At 63.8% G+C, this 15214-nt stretch carries 17 protein-coding genes; 10 read left to right on the top strand and 7 right to left on the bottom strand.

Annotated elements, in window-relative coordinates; all coding sequences use genetic code 11:
* The first annotated feature begins 43 nt into the window (after positions 1–43).
* From NO877_RS01160 to NO877_RS01135, 6 genes are all read left to right on the top strand, one after another.
* A complete protein-coding gene (locus tag NO877_RS01160) occupies positions 44–472 on the top strand; it encodes a DUF5791 family protein (RefSeq protein ID WP_256394460.1) in 429 nt (142 codons plus the stop codon).
* Entirely contained in the window at positions 473–1381 is a 909-nt protein-coding gene (locus NO877_RS01155) for an SDR family oxidoreductase (RefSeq protein WP_256394459.1), read from the top strand. It begins immediately after the preceding gene.
* A 171-nt stretch (positions 1382–1552) separates the two neighbouring features.
* Positions 1553–2734 (top strand): DHH family phosphoesterase, encoded by a 1182-nt coding sequence (locus NO877_RS01150; RefSeq protein ID WP_256394458.1) that lies wholly within the window; start codon positions 1553–1555, stop codon positions 2732–2734.
* 36 nt (positions 2735–2770) lie between these two features.
* Positions 2771–3859: an aldo/keto reductase gene (locus tag NO877_RS01145; protein ID WP_256394457.1), complete on the top strand. Its 1089-nt coding sequence runs from the start codon at positions 2771–2773 to the stop codon at positions 3857–3859.
* A gap of 59 nt (positions 3860–3918) precedes the next feature.
* Positions 3919–4284: a methylglyoxal synthase gene (locus NO877_RS01140; RefSeq protein ID WP_256394456.1), complete on the top strand. Its 366-nt coding sequence runs from the start codon at positions 3919–3921 to the stop codon at positions 4282–4284.
* A 79-nt stretch (positions 4285–4363) separates the two neighbouring features.
* Positions 4364–4846 (top strand): DUF7332 family protein, encoded by a 483-nt coding sequence (locus NO877_RS01135; RefSeq protein WP_256394455.1) that lies wholly within the window; start codon positions 4364–4366, stop codon positions 4844–4846.
* Positions 4847–4849: 3 nt separating this feature from the next.
* On the opposite strand, the gene NO877_RS01130 is transcribed toward NO877_RS01135, so the two are convergent.
* Positions 4850–5671 carry an endonuclease III domain-containing protein gene (locus tag NO877_RS01130; RefSeq protein ID WP_256394454.1) on the bottom strand — a complete coding sequence of 274 codons (822 nt, stop codon included), beginning with the start codon at positions 5669–5671 and terminating at the stop codon, positions 4850–4852.
* Positions 5672–5914: 243 nt separating this feature from the next.
* Between NO877_RS01130 and NO877_RS01125 the strand changes: the two genes are divergently transcribed.
* The 4 genes from NO877_RS01125 (at position 5915) to NO877_RS01110 (ending at position 9496) form a co-directional block, all read left to right on the top strand.
* Positions 5915–6892, top strand: coding sequence for an HPP family protein (locus tag NO877_RS01125; protein WP_256394453.1), 978 nt, complete (start codon positions 5915–5917; stop codon positions 6890–6892).
* A 128-nt stretch (positions 6893–7020) separates the two neighbouring features.
* Positions 7021–7368, top strand: coding sequence for a hypothetical protein (locus NO877_RS01120; RefSeq protein WP_256394452.1), 348 nt, complete (start codon positions 7021–7023; stop codon positions 7366–7368).
* Between the two features lie 201 nt (positions 7369–7569).
* Positions 7570–8484 carry a serine/threonine-protein kinase RIO2 gene (locus NO877_RS01115; RefSeq protein ID WP_256394451.1) on the top strand — a complete coding sequence of 305 codons (915 nt, stop codon included), beginning with the start codon at positions 7570–7572 and terminating at the stop codon, positions 8482–8484.
* A 178-nt stretch (positions 8485–8662) separates the two neighbouring features.
* Positions 8663–9496: a hypothetical protein gene (locus tag NO877_RS01110; protein WP_256394450.1), complete on the top strand. Its 834-nt coding sequence runs from the start codon at positions 8663–8665 to the stop codon at positions 9494–9496.
* Between the two features lie 214 nt (positions 9497–9710).
* On the opposite strand, the gene NO877_RS01105 is transcribed toward NO877_RS01110, so the two are convergent.
* The 6 genes from NO877_RS01105 to NO877_RS01080 form a co-directional block, all read right to left on the bottom strand.
* Positions 9711–10982 (bottom strand): DUF6498-containing protein, encoded by a 1272-nt coding sequence (locus tag NO877_RS01105; RefSeq protein ID WP_256394449.1) that lies wholly within the window; start codon positions 10980–10982, stop codon positions 9711–9713.
* Between the two features lie 26 nt (positions 10983–11008).
* Positions 11009–12073 (bottom strand): ABC transporter ATP-binding protein, encoded by a 1065-nt coding sequence (locus tag NO877_RS01100; RefSeq protein ID WP_256394448.1) that lies wholly within the window; start codon positions 12071–12073, stop codon positions 11009–11011.
* 3 nt (positions 12074–12076) lie between these two features.
* Entirely contained in the window at positions 12077–12883 is an 807-nt protein-coding gene (locus NO877_RS01095) for an ABC transporter permease (protein WP_256394447.1), read from the bottom strand.
* A complete protein-coding gene (locus NO877_RS01090; RefSeq protein WP_256394446.1) occupies positions 12858–13766 on the bottom strand; it encodes an extracellular solute-binding protein in 909 nt (302 codons plus the stop codon). The genes NO877_RS01095 and NO877_RS01090 overlap by 26 nt, the downstream gene beginning before the upstream one ends.
* A gap of 56 nt (positions 13767–13822) precedes the next feature.
* On the bottom strand, positions 13823–14002 hold the full coding sequence (locus NO877_RS01085; RefSeq protein WP_256394445.1) for a hypothetical protein: 180 nt from the start codon (positions 14000–14002) through the stop codon (positions 13823–13825).
* A 107-nt stretch (positions 14003–14109) separates the two neighbouring features.
* Positions 14110–15156, bottom strand: a complete 1047-nt coding sequence (locus NO877_RS01080) for a TrmB family transcriptional regulator (RefSeq protein WP_256394444.1) — start codon at positions 15154–15156, stop codon at positions 14110–14112.
* Positions 15157–15214: the final 58 nt, after the last annotated feature.

The following is a 15214-nucleotide window of genomic DNA, read 5'->3' as shown; positions in this document are numbered from 1 at the left end:
GTGAAGTGACAATCGTTTTCTTTCCAGCACAGTAATAGCCGGTATGTTACACGACGCTGCCGAGCAGGTATCTGATCTCTCGCCGGATGCGCTCCAAACTGCCTATGAGGACAGCCTCCAGTCGACGGTCGAAACCGTCGGCACCGAGACGGTTGCCGACGAAACCGGCCTCGGCGTCGACCGCCTTACGGCCCTCCTCGCGGGCGATGGGGCCGACCTCACCGTCCAGGAGGCCGCCGCGATCCTGGCGGTCGACCCCGACGAGCCCGACGCGGATGCCATCGTCTTCGAACTGCGGGACCACCTGTTGATGGGGATGACGACCGCGGTGTTGGACGTCGACACAATCGCCGCCAATATCGACGTCGATCTCACGGCCCAGGAGGTCCAGCAGGCGATCGAGGGGCGTATCGAGATGACGCTGCCCCAGCTCGCCGCGATCCAGTCGGTGATCGACGGTCGGGAGGCATAGATGGCGGACGCACGCGTCGTCATTCTGGGCTGTGGCTACATCGGGATCGAACTCGGCCGCCAGCTCACCGAGGCGGGCCACGACGTCGTCGGCGTTCGTCGCTCCGAGGAAGGGTGTGCGGCCATCGAAGACGCCGGCTTCGCGTCCCATCGGGCAGATCTCACCGACCCCGACGACGTCGAGGCCCTCCCCGCGGGCGACTGGCTCGTCTTCGCGGCCTCCTCCGGTGGCCGGGACGCCGAGGCGGCCCGCCGGATCTACGTCGACGCACTGGCGGACGTCATCGAGGAGTACGGCGAGCGCGAATCACCACCCGATCGGCTCGTCTACACGTCGAGTACGGGCGTCTACGGCGACCACGACGGCGCGTGGGTCGACGAGTCGACGCCTCTGGAGCCGACCACCGAGAAGACCGAGGTACTGGTCGAGGCCGAACGGATCGCCCGCGAGGAGAGCGCCGAGTACGGCATCGACGGCACCGTCGCCCGGTTCTCCGGACTCTACGGCCCGGACCGCTACCGACTGGAGCGCTACATCGAGGGGCCGGTCACCGAGGGGTACTTAAATATGGTTCACCGCGAGGACGCCGCGGGGGCGGTCGCATATCTGTTGCTCCAGGAGCGCGCGCGCGACGAGGCGGTGCTCGTGACCGACGACGAACCGGTCGACAAATGGACGTTTGCCGACTGGCTGGCCGACGAATGCGGCCTCGACAGTCCGCCGAAGCGAACGAAGCAAGAGCGGCTTACCGACGACGGGCTGTCGGCGGCCGCGCGTCGACGGATTCTCACGAGCAAACGGTGTTCCAACGAGAAGCTCCGCGAGTTGGGATACTCGCTCCGATACCCCACGTTCCGTGAGGGCTACCGTGCGGCAGTCGACGCCTACCGGAACCGAACGGCGAAGTAGGAGGTTCCTACCGACGTACTCAAGCGGTACGTACTCCGTAACCGCGTGAGGCTATCGTCCCGTTGTAAGAACAGACTACGGGAGAGCCGCCCGATGGGGACTAATTTTGTCCTTGCCAAGCCGACGGGAGCGCTGCCAACCTTCATAGTGAATGATGCAGACGTACGATATATGGGGCAGGTTGCTGTCGGCGGGATCTTCGCACTAATCGAGAATCTCGTCGGGACGCGGACCGAGTTGTTCGTTGCGATCGTTGCCATCGCGGGAGTGGCGGGAGCGGCTGCAATCGTCTACCGATGGCTCCGCCAGTCCAACGGCGAGCGGTTTAAGCAGCTCCTTGCGGACCGCGAGGCGGTGACGGTGTTGATGCATCCGAACCCGGATCCGGATGCGATGGCCTCGGCGACGGCGGTGGCCTCGCTCGCCGAGCAGCTCGACACCGAGGTCACGATCCAGTACTCCGGGCAGATCAGACACCAGGAGAACCGCGCGTTTCGGACCGTTCTCGAACTCGATTTGGAGCGCATCGAACACGTCACCGATCTCGCAGCCGAGGCCGTGATTCTCGTCGATCACAACGCGCCGCGCGGCTTTACCGGCGCGGAGGGAATCCTCCCGCTGGCGGTCGTCGACCACCATCCCGGCGAGGGGACCGGCGAGCTGTTCACGGACGTGCGAACCGACTACGGCTCCTGTTCGAGCATCGTCGCCGAATACTTCGAGGACATTGGCGCGGTGCCGGTGCCCGCCGAACAGCACGCCAGCGAGACCGGCTCGAAGTACGTCCTGCCGTCGAGGGCCGCCACCGGCCTGCTGTACGGCATCCTCTCGGATACAAAGAACCTCACAGTCGGGGCGGCGGCCGTCGACTTCGAGGCCGCGTCGTATCTCTATCCGGGCGTCGACCAGAACGAACTCGACCGGATCGCCAACCCGGAGGTCGACGCCGAAGTGCTCGAAATCAAGGCCCGGGCGATCGCGGGCCGCCGCATCAAGGGCTCGTTTGCGGTCTGTGATGTCGGCCCGGTCTCGAACGCGGATGCGATCCCGCAGGCTGCCGACGAGATCATCCGACTGGAAGGGGTAACAGCAGTAGTTATTGCCGGTGAAAAGGACGGGACGATCCACCTCTCGGGGCGCTCTCGTGACGACCGGGTCCACATGGGCCGGGTACTCGAAAGCGTCACCGAGGGGATCTCAAACGCGAGCGCGGGCGGCCACGCGCGGATGGGTGGCGGCCAGATCGCCCCGCAACCCCAGCTGTCGGACGGCGGCGAACCGGTGAGTTCGGAGACCATGCCGCGTGAGGCACTGATCGATCGGCTGTTTTCCTCGATGTCCGGCGACGTCTAACCCTACGCTTATTCGAGCGCGTCGGCAACGATAGCTATGGCAACCGCAGACGGAACGTGGGCCTACCGCGACCGGTTCGGCGACAGTTTCGGCCGTACCTACTTCCGACGTTTCCCACCGGGCGTCTGTTCCAGTATCGGTATCGGGAGCTACCTTGGCGAGCCGACCGACCGCGTCGACGAGGCCTACCGCGAGGCCATCGAGACGGCACTCGAAAACGGGATCAACCACGTCGACACCGCGATCAACTACCGCTGTCAGCGCAGCGAGCGCGTCATCGGCGATGTCTTAGAGCGGACCGAGATCGACCGCGAGGCGATCGTCGTGGCGACGAAGGGCGGCTTTCTGCCGTTCGACGGCGAGCGACCCGCCGACCCCGGCGAGTATATCCGCGAGCAGTTCGTCGAACCGGGCGTGGTCGACCCTGGCTCTCTCGTCCGGGGCAGCCACTCGCTGGAGCCGAATTTTATAAACGAGATGCTCGACCAGTCGCTGTCGAACCTCGGCGTTGAGACGATCGACTGCTACTACCTCCACAACCCCGAGACACAGCTGCTTGACGCCGACCCTGGGTCAGTCTACGACCAGCTCGAAGCGGCCTTCGAGCTCTTAGAGCGCCGCCGGGCGGCGGGCGATATCGGCGTCTACGGGCTGGCAACGTGGCAGGCGTTTCGCGTCCCTCAGTCCCACCAGCAGTATCTTTCGCTCCCGGCGGTGATCGAGCGCGCGGAGGCCGCCGCCGAACACGTCGGCGTCGACGATCACGGACTGGCCGCGATCCAGCTGCCGTTCAACGTCAAGATGGCCGACGCGTTTACTGTCAAGTCTCAGCCAAGCGACGAGGGACCGGTCAGCGCGCTCGAATACGCCCACGAGTCGGGGCTGTCGGTCGTCACAAGCGCCTCGATCGGGCAAGGGGATCTGGCGGCGGCGATCCCACCTGCGGTCGACGCCGAGCTGTCGGGCGATACGGCGGCCCAGCGGGCGATCAACTTCGCCCGGAGCGCGCCGGGAGTCACCACCTCGTTGGTCGGGATGCGTTCGGCCGACCACGTTGCCGAAAACGTCGCCGCCGGGACGTTCGACCCGCTCGGGGCCAGCGCCTTCGACACGGTGTTCGAGTAGCCCGCAGTGACTGTCACCAACAGGGGAATTAAGCCGACGGGGATTCCAGAGGGGGACGAATGCGACTCGCACTGATCGCCCACGACAAGAAGAAAGACGATCTGATGGCGTTTGCGACCGACCACGAGGAGACGCTCTCGCAGGCCAGCCTGATGGCGACCGGGACGACCGGCAAGCGACTGATGGAAGTGACCGATCTCGACATCGAGCGCAAGGAGTCGGGGCCACTGGGCGGCGATATGCAGATCGGCGGCGAGATCGCCGAAGACACGTGCGACGGCGTGATTTTCCTGCGGGACCCGCTGACCGCACAGCCACACGAGCCCGACATCAGCGCGCTGCTCCGGCTCTGTGACGTCCACGACATCCCGCTGGCGACGAACCTCGCGTCGGCCGAACTGCTCGTCGAGCAGTTTTTCGAATAGCCGTCAAGCCCCATCCATCGGGCCCGCCGACCAGTCAGTTCACCGTGGTGTTTAACCGCTACCGCGAGAATCTAGCCGTATGGTCCCGCGGACACCGGTCATTGCGGTCGTTTGCTGTCTGCTCTTCCTGTCGACGCCGATGGCGGCAGTCGTCGGCGCGCAGACGGCCACCGCCACAGCCGACGGCTCGACCGGCGGGACGCCGGGCGGCAACGCCTGTTTCCCGGGCGAGGGCTACGAGTTTACCATCGGCACCGAAGGCCCCGAGATCAGGATGGTGCTCCATCTCTCCTTGCTGACCAACCTCGGCGGGCCGGGCGCGATCGGTATCGAGCTCGCGGGGTCGATCGACGGGCCGCCGATCATCGAGCTCAAAACGGGCGTCGTCTTCACGGGCATCGAGAGCGCCACCGAGTTCCTCAACGACCCCTTCGGACCGTTTTCGATCGCCTTCGACTACCAGTTCGAGCTCCCGATGTTCGGCCCCGGCTACGACTACGAGGACACCGACGCGCCGATCGACGGCCCGGTTGGCAATGCGAGCTGTTCGTTCACCGGGTAGCTTTTAAATAGTCTCGGCGGGATCGACCACCGACTCGTCGATCTCGTCGACGCCGACCCGATCACACAGATCGTAGAGCGGGCAGGCTTCGGGTCCGTCGAGACAGGCCGGTTTGCGGGCCGTACAGTACTCCCGACCGAACTGGATCATTGCCGTGTGGCCGAAGCCACATTTCTCGGCTGGGACGTCGGCTTCGAGTGCGGCGCGAACCGCCTCGTGGTCGGCTTCGGGGTCGGCCAACCCCATCCGGCGGGCGATCCGATGGACGTGGGTATCGACCGGAAACACACCGCCGCGGCCGCCCGCGAACAGCAGCACACAGTCGGCGGTTTTCGGGCCGACGCCGTGGATCTCCAGGAGTCGCTCGCGAACAACTGACGGCGACTCCTCCCTGACGAACGCATCGAACTCGTCGGCACCCCCGAACTCCCGTCGGATCTCTTCGGCGGCGTCGATGATGACCTCGGATTTCTGATTGTACAGGCCCGCGCCGCTGATCGTCTCGGCGAGCCGCGACTGCTCGGCGTCGGCCAGCGCCGCGACCAGATCCCGGTCGCTGTCCTCGGCGTCGGCTCCGCTACCGTACCGATTTATAAGGGCGTCGTGGGCGGGCTGGCTGGCTTTGTCGCTGGTGTTCTGGCTCAGGATCGTCCGCACCAGACACTCGAAGGCCGCACGGCCGCCGTAGGCTTTCTGCCAGTACAACTCGCCCAGTACGTCGACGACCGCTTCGGCACGTGTCCCGGCAGTCGAGGGGTCGAAGTCGGCCTGTTGGCCGCCACCACTGACACCACCACTGATGTTTTCGTCCGGTTCCTGTGGCATATCTGAACGGCGGTCGACCACACTGAAAAACTGTCGTATGGACCGGATCACCGGCCGGGGGAGACGCCACAGCAGTCGGGAGACATTGAACCAGGCACAGTGCCGATGGTCGTTCTCTCACGTGCACACAGCCACCAGTTGGAACACCCCCGATGATCCTGCGTCGACCCCCCAACCAGCCGTCTTATACCTCGGAGGTGCCCACAAAAAGAGCCATCCGTCCGTGTCAACTACCATAGGATAATGCGTAACCGACTGTCGTGGTGGTACCGCTCGGCCCGAGATCGACTTCGGGAGTTCGAGCGGCGAGAGATCCGGGCGGTCCGCCACTGGTTGGCCGATCCCGAACACCTGCTTCATCTGTCGGCGCTGGTGTTTGTGCCGCTGCTCGTCGGCGGCGTGACGTGGCTCGCCAACGTCTCGCCGGTGGTGTCGTTCCTCGTCTATCCGCCGCTGGCGGCCGGGGCCTACACGCTGTTTTCCAACCCGGGCGGTCGCTACGCCTCCCCGCGGCGGTTCGTCGGCGGCATCTCGGCGGGGGCGATCTGTGGCTGGCTCGTCCTGGCGCTCACCGGCGAGTACTGGACCGCCGCAACGCTCGGCGAGCTGCGGGTCAACGCCGGGGCCGCCGCCCTCGGCATCTTCCTCACCGGCGTGGTGACGTGGGCGCTGTCGATCGAAGAGCCCTCGGCGTTTTCGTCGGCACTGCTCGTGTTGGTCACCGGCTCCGAGCAGCTGACCTACGTCGGCGGCATCATCGTCTCCAGTCTCATCGTCGCTGGCGTGTTCGTCCTCTGGCGTCGACACTTCTACGAGGAACGGGCCCGCTACCTGTTTCAGTCGACCCACGGCGACGATCAGGTGCTCGTGCCGATTCGGGGCGACGACCCCGAGTCCCTGGTGCTGTTTGCCGCCCGGCTCGCCGCGGCCCACGAGGTCGGGAAGGTGGTACTGATGCAGACGGTGAGTCCGGAGACGATCGCCGAAACCGAATCCAAAGTCGAAGCGGAGGTCGCGGCCACGACCGGCGGGGTCGACGACGAGGCGGTAACCCGAACGGCAGAAGCCCAGATCACCGACCGGCTCCGGCGGCGGCTCGAACGGCTCCAGGAGCTGGTCGTCTCGACGGTCGACGTTCCCTGTGAGCTCGCGGTCGTCGCCGAGGACGGCTCGGCCGGAAGGACGACCTCGACACCGCCGAAGCCGAGGGCTGTGATCTGATCGTCAGTCCCTACGAGGCCGACGACGGCACTCCGAGCCGGTTCGTCACCACGCTGCTCGATGGCCCGATCGACACCGTCGTCTTCCGACCGACGACCGGCCGAACCGAGTGGCACCGGCTGCTGGTGATGGTTCGCGGGCCGGGCGAGCAGGCCAACACGATGTTGGATTTCGCCCACCGACTGTTGACGACCGGGACGATTTCGGCCTGTCGCTGCGTCGGCTCCGACGCCGAGCGACGGGAGGCCGAAACCATGCTCGACAACCTCGTGGAGTCGTTCGACGCCCCGATCGAAACCCGGATCGGCTACACTCCCGTCGAAGAGTTCCTCCACGTCAACGCCTCACACTACGACGTGGCCATCGTCGGGGCGAGCACCGACCGAAGCCGCGCCTCGCGGTTCTTTTCGACGCCGACCTTCGAGCGGATTCACGACGTCGACTGCGACCTGGCGATCGTCCACCGGGGACGCTAGCGCGGTCTCGACTGTCGATACCTCATCCGGGCCGAGAAAACACCGAGACGTATCGTGTAGCGAGTGTCCCCGAGGAGACACTCAAACAGCGATTCATCCGTCTGTATCGCGCGAGCAGCAATTCGATATAGCAATATTTGATTTATTGCGGAGAATCGGTCGACTCGTCGGGCTTTTACGGTCCGCGGGCCTCCGTGGGGTATGGTTCAGAACGTCGCGGCGTTCTTTCGGGACCTCGAACCCGAGGATTTCTATCTGCTGTCGGGGATCGAACAGGGGATGCGCTTCTCGGAGTGGGTCCAACGCGAGAAACTCCCGAAGTACGCGAGCCTCACGAGCGAAGAAATAGAGTACCGCATCGACCGCTGTATGCAACACGAGCTCATCCAGCGGAAGACGATCCAGTACGAGGGCTACCAGCTCACCTTCGAGGGATACGACGCACTCGCCTTACGGAGCTTCTCAGAGCGCGATACGATCGACGGCGTCGGCGCACCGCTGGGTGTCGGCAAGGAAAGCGACGTCTACGAAGCGATGTCGTTCCAGCCGCTGGCGCTGAAATATCACCGCGAAGGGTATACGAACTTCCGCGAAGTCGACCGCGAGCGGGAGTACACCGCCGATCACAACCACGTCTCGTGGCTCTACACCGCCCGGAAGGCCGCCGAAAAGGAATACGAGGCGCTCGAAGGGCTGTACCCCGATGTGTCGGTCCCGCGGCCGGTCGACCAGAACCGCCACGCGATCGTCATGGAGAAACTCGACGGCGCGGAGCTCTCGCGTGCGCGACTCGAATCCGAGCAGGTGGTTGGTGTCCTGGATCTCATCCTCGAAGAGATGGCCGCAGCCTACCAGCGGGGATACGTCCACAGCGATATGAGCGAGTACAACGTCTTCATCGACGAAGAGGGGATCACGATCTTCGATTGGCCCCAAGCGGTCCCCACCGACCACGAAAACAGCGACGAACTCCTGGAACGCGATCTAACAAACATCTACGGCTATTTCAAGCGGAAGTATCCGAGTGAAACCCCCGACTCGGTCGATACTGGGGCGCTTGCGGAGGATATTACTGTCGATGAACTCGATTCGGTTCGGTCCTACAGCGATTCATAAATCATATTCTGCGATAGGAAATTCGTTCTACGTACAGATACCGCTGTTTCACTGTCTTCAGTAAGAGACATAACTTAATTATTCAGGGAGAACACTGAAAAGGTATGTGAAATTATTGACGGAATATTTGATACACAAATGACTATTTAAGTGGATTCATTAACAACTATTTATCCAAATGGGTCAGACTAAACAACTGGTAAAACAACTCCCATCGTCTGATATCGGACTATTAATTAGTATTCCAACGATTCTCGCTGCACTGCACTTTCTAACACCTGATTCGATATATACTGGTCTGTGCTTCTACTATAACGATCCTAGTATCGTAACAGCGTGGACAGCAGCATACACCCATGGAAGTAACGGACACTTGCTCTACAATCTTGGTGCATACACGCTCACGGTCGGCATTGCGTACTGGTTATTGACAGTTTTTGTTGATGCACGCAGAGTATTTTGGATTACCTTTGTATCCCTATTACTTCTCACTCCATTCCTTACAACTGCTATCGATTACGGTATTCTCTACCAGCATTATGAGTTGTTCCCAAGTGACGCAGATTCAAAGGGGTTCTCAGGTATAATCGGCGGGTTGGCTGGGATGACACTGGGTGGGATAGGCGTATACGTCGCACGAAGATATGGTGTCTGGCCGGGCATACATTCAGTAGTTGGAGTTGGATTGGCAGCAGTGGGCTTCCTCTCAGTTCTTCACGGCACATTATCGGCTCAAACAGGACTTCTACTGATTTTCGGACTGAGTGTGATCAGTGCAATATATATCTCATTTGATGAGATAAGGAGCTGGAGTCAAATTAGAAAGACGAGGGAGGAATACAATGATCCCATCGTGGTAATCCTTGGGTTCGGAATAATTGTCTGTGCATTTGTTTGGGCACTGATTCCAATTGATGTGATCCAATCCGGAAGTTTCGTTAATATATTTGCTCATGGAACTGGATTTGTTTTCGGAACGTTACTGACTGGAATAGTAGCAATAATTGAATAACTGCCTCACTGAGATATTCATAGAGTATCTTATATTTCTGCTCAGATTTGCCCTCTCATTTGTAATTGGATAAATTCGATTAAGCTACATCGTAATGATATCATTGACTAGTGTTTTGTAGGTGATGCTACTTTCCGAACTTATGTTGACCCCGACAGCGGCACTACAGCGGACAGTCGACGGGACGCGTCGATCCCATTCGACCGCCCACGAATCACTCGCCCGGCCAGTCGGCTCGCCGGTCGAAGGTATCGAGAATCGGCTGGGGATGGGCCAGCCGCGGCAAACGGAACGTCTCGCCGCCGACCAACTCGACGACGACCGTGTGGGTGCCAAGGAATTCGTCGAGCCGATCGCGTTCGACCCGGAGATCGGTCTCGTCCCATGGTTCGACGCGCCACAGCCCACCGCCGAACAGCCGGTCGACGGCGACGATCGCCTCGCCGTCGGTTCGATACTCGACGGCCCCGTAGCGGAGCCAGTAGTCGACCGACAGCAGCCCACCCGGAACGACGACCGCGACGCCGACAAGCAGCGCGGCGAGATCCCACACCTGCCCGGTCGCGAACAGTCCCGCGATGGCCAGCACGAAGACGCCGACCCCCGCCGCACCCGGTCGATGACAGAGGTTCGCTACCCCGCCGATCAGCCGCCCCCGGCGGTCGGGTCGGATGCGGTCGACCGCGCCCGAAAGCGTCGTCTCGACCGGCTCGACGGTCGGCGGCTCGTAGGCCCACCCCCACAGGATTTCTGTCGACTCGTCGAACGTCGCGAGGCGGTCGCCGTAGACGCCCGCCAGATCGAGACCGAACTTGACGCCGACGATGCCGACAAGCAGGGGCGTGCCGACCACCGCCGCGTCGAGTTCGGAGATGGGTACGTCGCTCGCGATCGAGTCGCTGACGAGCGCGACGGCCATGACCGTGAACAGCCCACCCACGAACAGTGTCATCCCGCGAACGAGGACGCCCCGGATCGCGGTCTGGGCGCTGTGATCCCGATACACTCCCCGATAGAAGTAGTCGGCGGCCGTCTCAGCGGTCTCACTGAGAAGGATGCCGACTGCGGCCAGCATCACAGTCCCCAGTGTAGCCTCAGTGAGGCTCCCATCGCCGACGACGCCGACAGTGAACGCGCCGACGAGGAACCAGAGAACCGCAAGCACCGGCACCGCAACGTGCAGCACCAGGAGGCTTGACAGACGAACGGCCACGTCAGTTCGTGGTATCCCAACCGACGCCGTTCGGTGAGCCAGCGCACCGAGGATCAGTGGATCGCCGTTGAACTCCGAGGGTCGACCGGCGAACAGCGCCCGAACCACGGCCAACAGACTGAGAACGCCGAGTTCAAGCCAGTAGAGGAAGAGGAGAGCGGCGGCGTCCCAACCGAGTGCGACGACACCGATCAGCGGGAGTCCGTTGCCGACGAGGACAGCGAACAGTTCCGGGCGAGGAGTCGACGCCCGCTCGACGACACCGAGAGCCATTCGTCGACCCTTCCTGTCGGATTGGCTTAATCCATAGGGATCGCCGACGACGAAATCAGGTGAACGGCATCCGGCGGGATCGTCAGCCGAAGGGGCGACCCGGGGTCGATCGACAGTCCATCGACAGCCGCAGGCCGAACGGTTGCAGTCAGCGATTCGGCAACCCCCTCGACCGAGATCGACACGCGGTAGTCGGTGCCCTCGTTGAGCCACTGCTCGACCACACCCGAGACCGTGTTGGTGGCTCCCGCATCGCCCGAATCTGTGGGAGTCAACTGCAGTCGGGCGGGGTGAATGCAGGCGGTCACCGTCGACCCGGTCGCCGTCTCGGCCGTCTCGGTCGATCGGAGCGCCAGCTCGCCGATCCGAACCGTCGTTCCGTCGGTCGAGCCGGTAACGGTCGCCGCGAAGACGTTCTCGGTGCCGGTGAACGAGGCGACGAACGGCGTCTCGGGATGAGACACCACGTCCGAGGGAGTTCCGAGCTGTTCGATGGTTCCATCCCGAATGACCGCCAGCCGGTCACCGAGGGCGGTCGCGGTTCGCTGGTCGTGGGTGACGTAGACGATTGGAATGTCGAGATCGGTGAACAGCGCGTGCAACTCGTCGCGGAGCCGCCGCCGGATCGGCGCGTCGAGACTCGACAGCGGTTCGTCGAGCAACAGTGCCGCGGGATCGGCGGCCAACGTGCGGGCGAGGGCGACGCGCTGGCGCTCCCCGCCCGAGAGCGTCGGCGGTCGACGGTCGAGGAGGTCGGCGAGTTCGAAAGTGGCGGCGAGTTCGTCGACCCGGTCGGGATCGGTCGCGGCGTAGGTGATGTTCTCGCGGGCGGTCAGATGGGGAAACAGCGCGCCGTCTTGGAAGACCAAACCCGTCTCCCGGTCGGCAATCGGGCGGCCGTCGAGCCGCCGTCCGTTCAGCGAGATCGTCCCCCCGTCCGGCTCGGCGGTGCCCGCGATCAGCGACAGCAGCGTCGTCTTCCCGCTGCCCGAGGGGCCGAGCACTGAGAGCACTTCGTTTCTGACCGTGAGGTCGAGGGGGCCGAAAGCGAACTCGGCGTAGCGTTTCGAGAGCGAAGAGAGTTCGAGCATGGGTTAGTCAAAGGGGTTCGAGCCGAGGGTGTTGAGCACGACGAGGGTGAGGACAGCGATGCCGACGAGGACGACCGCGACGGGAAAGGCGTTGTCGAGACCCAGCGTAGTGAAGGAGATCCAGATCTGGACCGGCATCGTTCGGGGGTAGTACGCCAGCATGATCGTCGCGCCGAACTCGCCGATCGCGCGGGCGAACGCGAGGGTGATCCCCGCGAGAATCCCCGGCCACGCGATGGGGAGTGTGATGCGCCGGACGGTTGTCAGTCGGCTCTTGCCGAGCGACTGGGAGGCGTATTCCAGCGCCGGATCGACGCGCTCGAAGGCCGCCTTCGCCGTAATGACGACGAACGGCGAGGCGACGAACGTCTGGGCCAACACGACCCCGGCGGTCGACCGCGTCAGGGCGATCCCGTTTTCGGCCGCCAGTCGCCCCACCAGCGTCTCCGGGCCGACGACCGTGAGCAACAACATCCCGCTGACGATCGGCGGGAGCACCAGCGGCAGGACGACGATGGCGGTTACGAGCGTCTTGCGGGGTCCCTCGGCGCGGGCGAGCCAGTAGGCCAGCGGGAGGCCGAGTCCGGTGGCGATAGCGGTGCTCACCACCGACGCGGTGAACGACGTCGCCGCCGCTGAGAGCACGGTCGGCGATGTCAGTCGACGGGCGACGACGCCGAGGGGCTGGCTGGCGACAAGCGAGACGAACGGCAGCAGGTAGTAACACAGCAACAGCACCCCGAGCAGGTAGGTCACCGAGAGCCAGTCGACCCGGCCGACGGACTCAGTCCGTGACTGTCTCGGGAACATTGTCACTGTATCGGGGATAGTCGTCGGGGACAATAAATCCGAACTCCGAGAGATAGCCGCCGGTGACGTGGGCCTCGAACACATCGCGGACCATGGGCGACTGGCGGCGGATCGTCGAGCCGTAGCTGATCGGCCCGCCGGTGACGACGGTGCCGCTCGGGAGTTCGTAGCTGGCGCGGGCGTAGCGGTCGGCCAGCGTCGGGTCACTGAGGTCGATTGCAGCCGGGAGTTCAAGATACTCGTAGTCCCGGTTGACAACCATGTTGCGATAGGTCACCGCGGCGTCGATCGAGCCCGTCTCGAACTGGCTGACGAGCTGGGTTTCGGGGTAGCGTTGCTCCCGGCTGAGGATCGCCTCCTGGAGGCCGACGTCGGTGTCGTAGTAGTCGGTTGCGAGATCGAACATGAACAGCGTCCGGTAGCCCAGCGGGTCGAGCGCCGGGTCGGTGCGCCCGAGGCTCACGTCGCCGTCGACCAGTGGTTGATACCAGCCATCCGACCCGGCATCGGCGAGCCGCTGACCGCCCTCGGTGTCGGGGTTGTAGGCGACCACCAGCGAGTTGGTGGCGAACTCGGCGAGCCACGGCGCGTCGAGCGGCCCGTCGAACAGCGCCGTGTCGGCCAGCGAGAGGATATCGGGGTCCCGTTGGCCCGCATCGACGAGCCGGGCGGCTGCCGCCGAGCCGCGGGCCTCGATCTCGACAGTCCCGTCGATGTCCGGCTGGAACCCGTTTTCGAGCGCGTTGTGGAGGCTTCCGGCCGCGAGCAACGAGACGCGCTCGGGGTCGTTCCCGGTGACGCCAGCACAACCAGCGAGTCCGGCCATCCCGGCACCGATGGCCGACAGCACTGAGCGGCGGTCGATGGGCAGGTCGCCTGCCATACTGGGACCACGCCGTGAATCATCAATAAGCCTCTCTTTCGCAACCGTGTCCGCGGTTAGAGGAATCCGCTGGCAGCCATCAGCGCGGTGGCGGTGAGCGAACAGCACGCCGAGACCCTGTTTACGCAGCCTCGGGAGATGGAGGGCGCGATCCGGCCGCCGGTGACGGTCGCGGGGACATCCAGACGACCGTGTTCCACGGCGTCGGCGACAGATCGATCGCGTGGCCGCCTCAAACGACATTTCGAGGCATGGTCGCGGCTGTAGGTCGAGCAGTGTATCGAAGCGCCAACCGGCCACATGAAGTCCGACTGTTTTTGCTGACCGCGCTCTCCCCGTCGTTTCAGTCGTCGAGCGTGAGCCAAACCCGGTCGGCTTCGATGGTCTCCAGGAACGCGCCGTAGCCGCCGACGGTGTAGCTCTCCCCGTCGGCTTCGACGGTCAGGCTGTGTTCGACCGGAAAGGAGTTGTTGGTCGGCTCGACGAGGCCTTGGGTGACGTCGACGACCCGGCAGTCGAGTTCGACGTACTCGTTGTCCGCGGTGGTCCGGCCCTCGATGGTTGCCCGGAGGTCGGCGTCGGCCCGGAGCCAGAGGGTCGCCTGAAAGATGCTGTGCCAGAAGTTCTCGTGGGAGGAGGGGAGTTCGACCGGGTCGGCGACCGCCGCCTCGCGGGCGACGGGCCAGTAGTTGCCGAAGAAGGAGGCGACGACGACCGGGCCGAGGTGTTGCTGGGCGAAGACGATCGCCTGGGTGTCGCTGTGGGCACTCGAAACCATCTCGATGGGGGCGATGACGCCGACCCGGCGGTCGACGGTCAACATCGTGGGCATCGTCTCGCTCCAGACGCGGGTGACGCTGGCGAGGTCGGCCAGTTCAGCGGGGAGTTCGTCGGTGCCCGAGACCAGCAGGACGATCAACACGCCGCGATCCCGTGCGGCCCGGAGGGCCCCTTCGACCTCGTCGAGCACGTCCAGCGGCACCGACAGCGTGAGTTCCTCGTCGGCACCGTCGATGAACGACCGGACTCGTTTGAGAACGGTGACGCGGCTTTTGACTATCTCGAAGCTATCGGTCGAGGGTTCGGTGCGGGTGTGGCGGGATTCGAGAGCGGGCCGCATCGCCTCGGCGTCTCGCACGAGTTCGTCGACGACCTGGTCCGGCGGGAGCGCCCGGATCGTCGTCGGGACGACGTGGTCGGTGACTTCGACGAACCCCCGGTCTTCGAGCGTCTCGCTGACGCTGTAGACGTAGCGTTTGGAGACGCCCGCCACGTCGGCGATCGTGCTGGCGGTGGCTTCGCCATGCTCCAGGAGCGTGAGGTAGGTATCGACCTCCTTCTCGGAGAGGCCGAACCGCCGCAGATGGGCGCGAAGCGTGGCGTCGTCCATACACCCCCTGTTCGGCGATACTACTTAAAACAGGGGCCGAAACCGGGCGAGGGCAGCG

Origin of the sequence: Halohasta litorea (genome assembly GCF_024494645.1) — an archaeon.
GTDB classification, from domain to species: Archaea; Halobacteriota; Halobacteria; order Halobacteriales; family Haloferacaceae; genus Halohasta; species Halohasta litorea.
This window is presented reverse-complemented; position numbering and strand designations above follow the sequence as displayed.

Bases quoted from the DNA above. Each gene is read 5' to 3' on its own strand.
- NO877_RS01160 (WP_256394460.1), top strand. From the start codon at position 44: ATGTTACACGACGCTGCCGAGCAGGTATCTGATCTCTCGCCGGATGCG.
- NO877_RS01155 (WP_256394459.1), top strand. From the start codon at position 473: ATGGCGGACGCACGCGTCGTCATTCTGGGCTGTGGCTACATCGGGATC.
- NO877_RS01150 (WP_256394458.1), top strand. From the start codon at position 1,553: ATGGGGCAGGTTGCTGTCGGCGGGATCTTCGCACTAATCGAGAATCTC.
- NO877_RS01145 (WP_256394457.1), top strand. From the start codon at position 2,771: ATGGCAACCGCAGACGGAACGTGGGCCTACCGCGACCGGTTCGGCGAC.
- NO877_RS01140 (WP_256394456.1), top strand. From the start codon at position 3,919: ATGCGACTCGCACTGATCGCCCACGACAAGAAGAAAGACGATCTGATG.
- NO877_RS01135 (WP_256394455.1), top strand. From the start codon at position 4,364: ATGGTCCCGCGGACACCGGTCATTGCGGTCGTTTGCTGTCTGCTCTTC.
- NO877_RS01130 (WP_256394454.1), bottom strand. From the start codon at position 5,671: ATGCCACAGGAACCGGACGAAAACATCAGTGGTGGTGTCAGTGGTGGC.
- NO877_RS01125 (WP_256394453.1), top strand. From the start codon at position 5,915: ATGCGTAACCGACTGTCGTGGTGGTACCGCTCGGCCCGAGATCGACTT.
- NO877_RS01120 (WP_256394452.1), top strand. From the start codon at position 7,021: ATGGTTCGCGGGCCGGGCGAGCAGGCCAACACGATGTTGGATTTCGCC.
- NO877_RS01115 (WP_256394451.1), top strand. From the start codon at position 7,570: ATGGTTCAGAACGTCGCGGCGTTCTTTCGGGACCTCGAACCCGAGGAT.
- NO877_RS01110 (WP_256394450.1), top strand. From the start codon at position 8,663: ATGGGTCAGACTAAACAACTGGTAAAACAACTCCCATCGTCTGATATC.
- NO877_RS01105 (WP_256394449.1), bottom strand. From the start codon at position 10,982: ATGGCTCTCGGTGTCGTCGAGCGGGCGTCGACTCCTCGCCCGGAACTG.
- NO877_RS01100 (WP_256394448.1), bottom strand. From the start codon at position 12,073: ATGCTCGAACTCTCTTCGCTCTCGAAACGCTACGCCGAGTTCGCTTTC.
- NO877_RS01095 (WP_256394447.1), bottom strand. From the start codon at position 12,883: ATGTTCCCGAGACAGTCACGGACTGAGTCCGTCGGCCGGGTCGACTGG.
- NO877_RS01090 (WP_256394446.1), bottom strand. From the start codon at position 13,766: ATGGCAGGCGACCTGCCCATCGACCGCCGCTCAGTGCTGTCGGCCATC.
- NO877_RS01080 (WP_256394444.1), bottom strand. From the start codon at position 15,156: ATGGACGACGCCACGCTTCGCGCCCATCTGCGGCGGTTCGGCCTCTCC.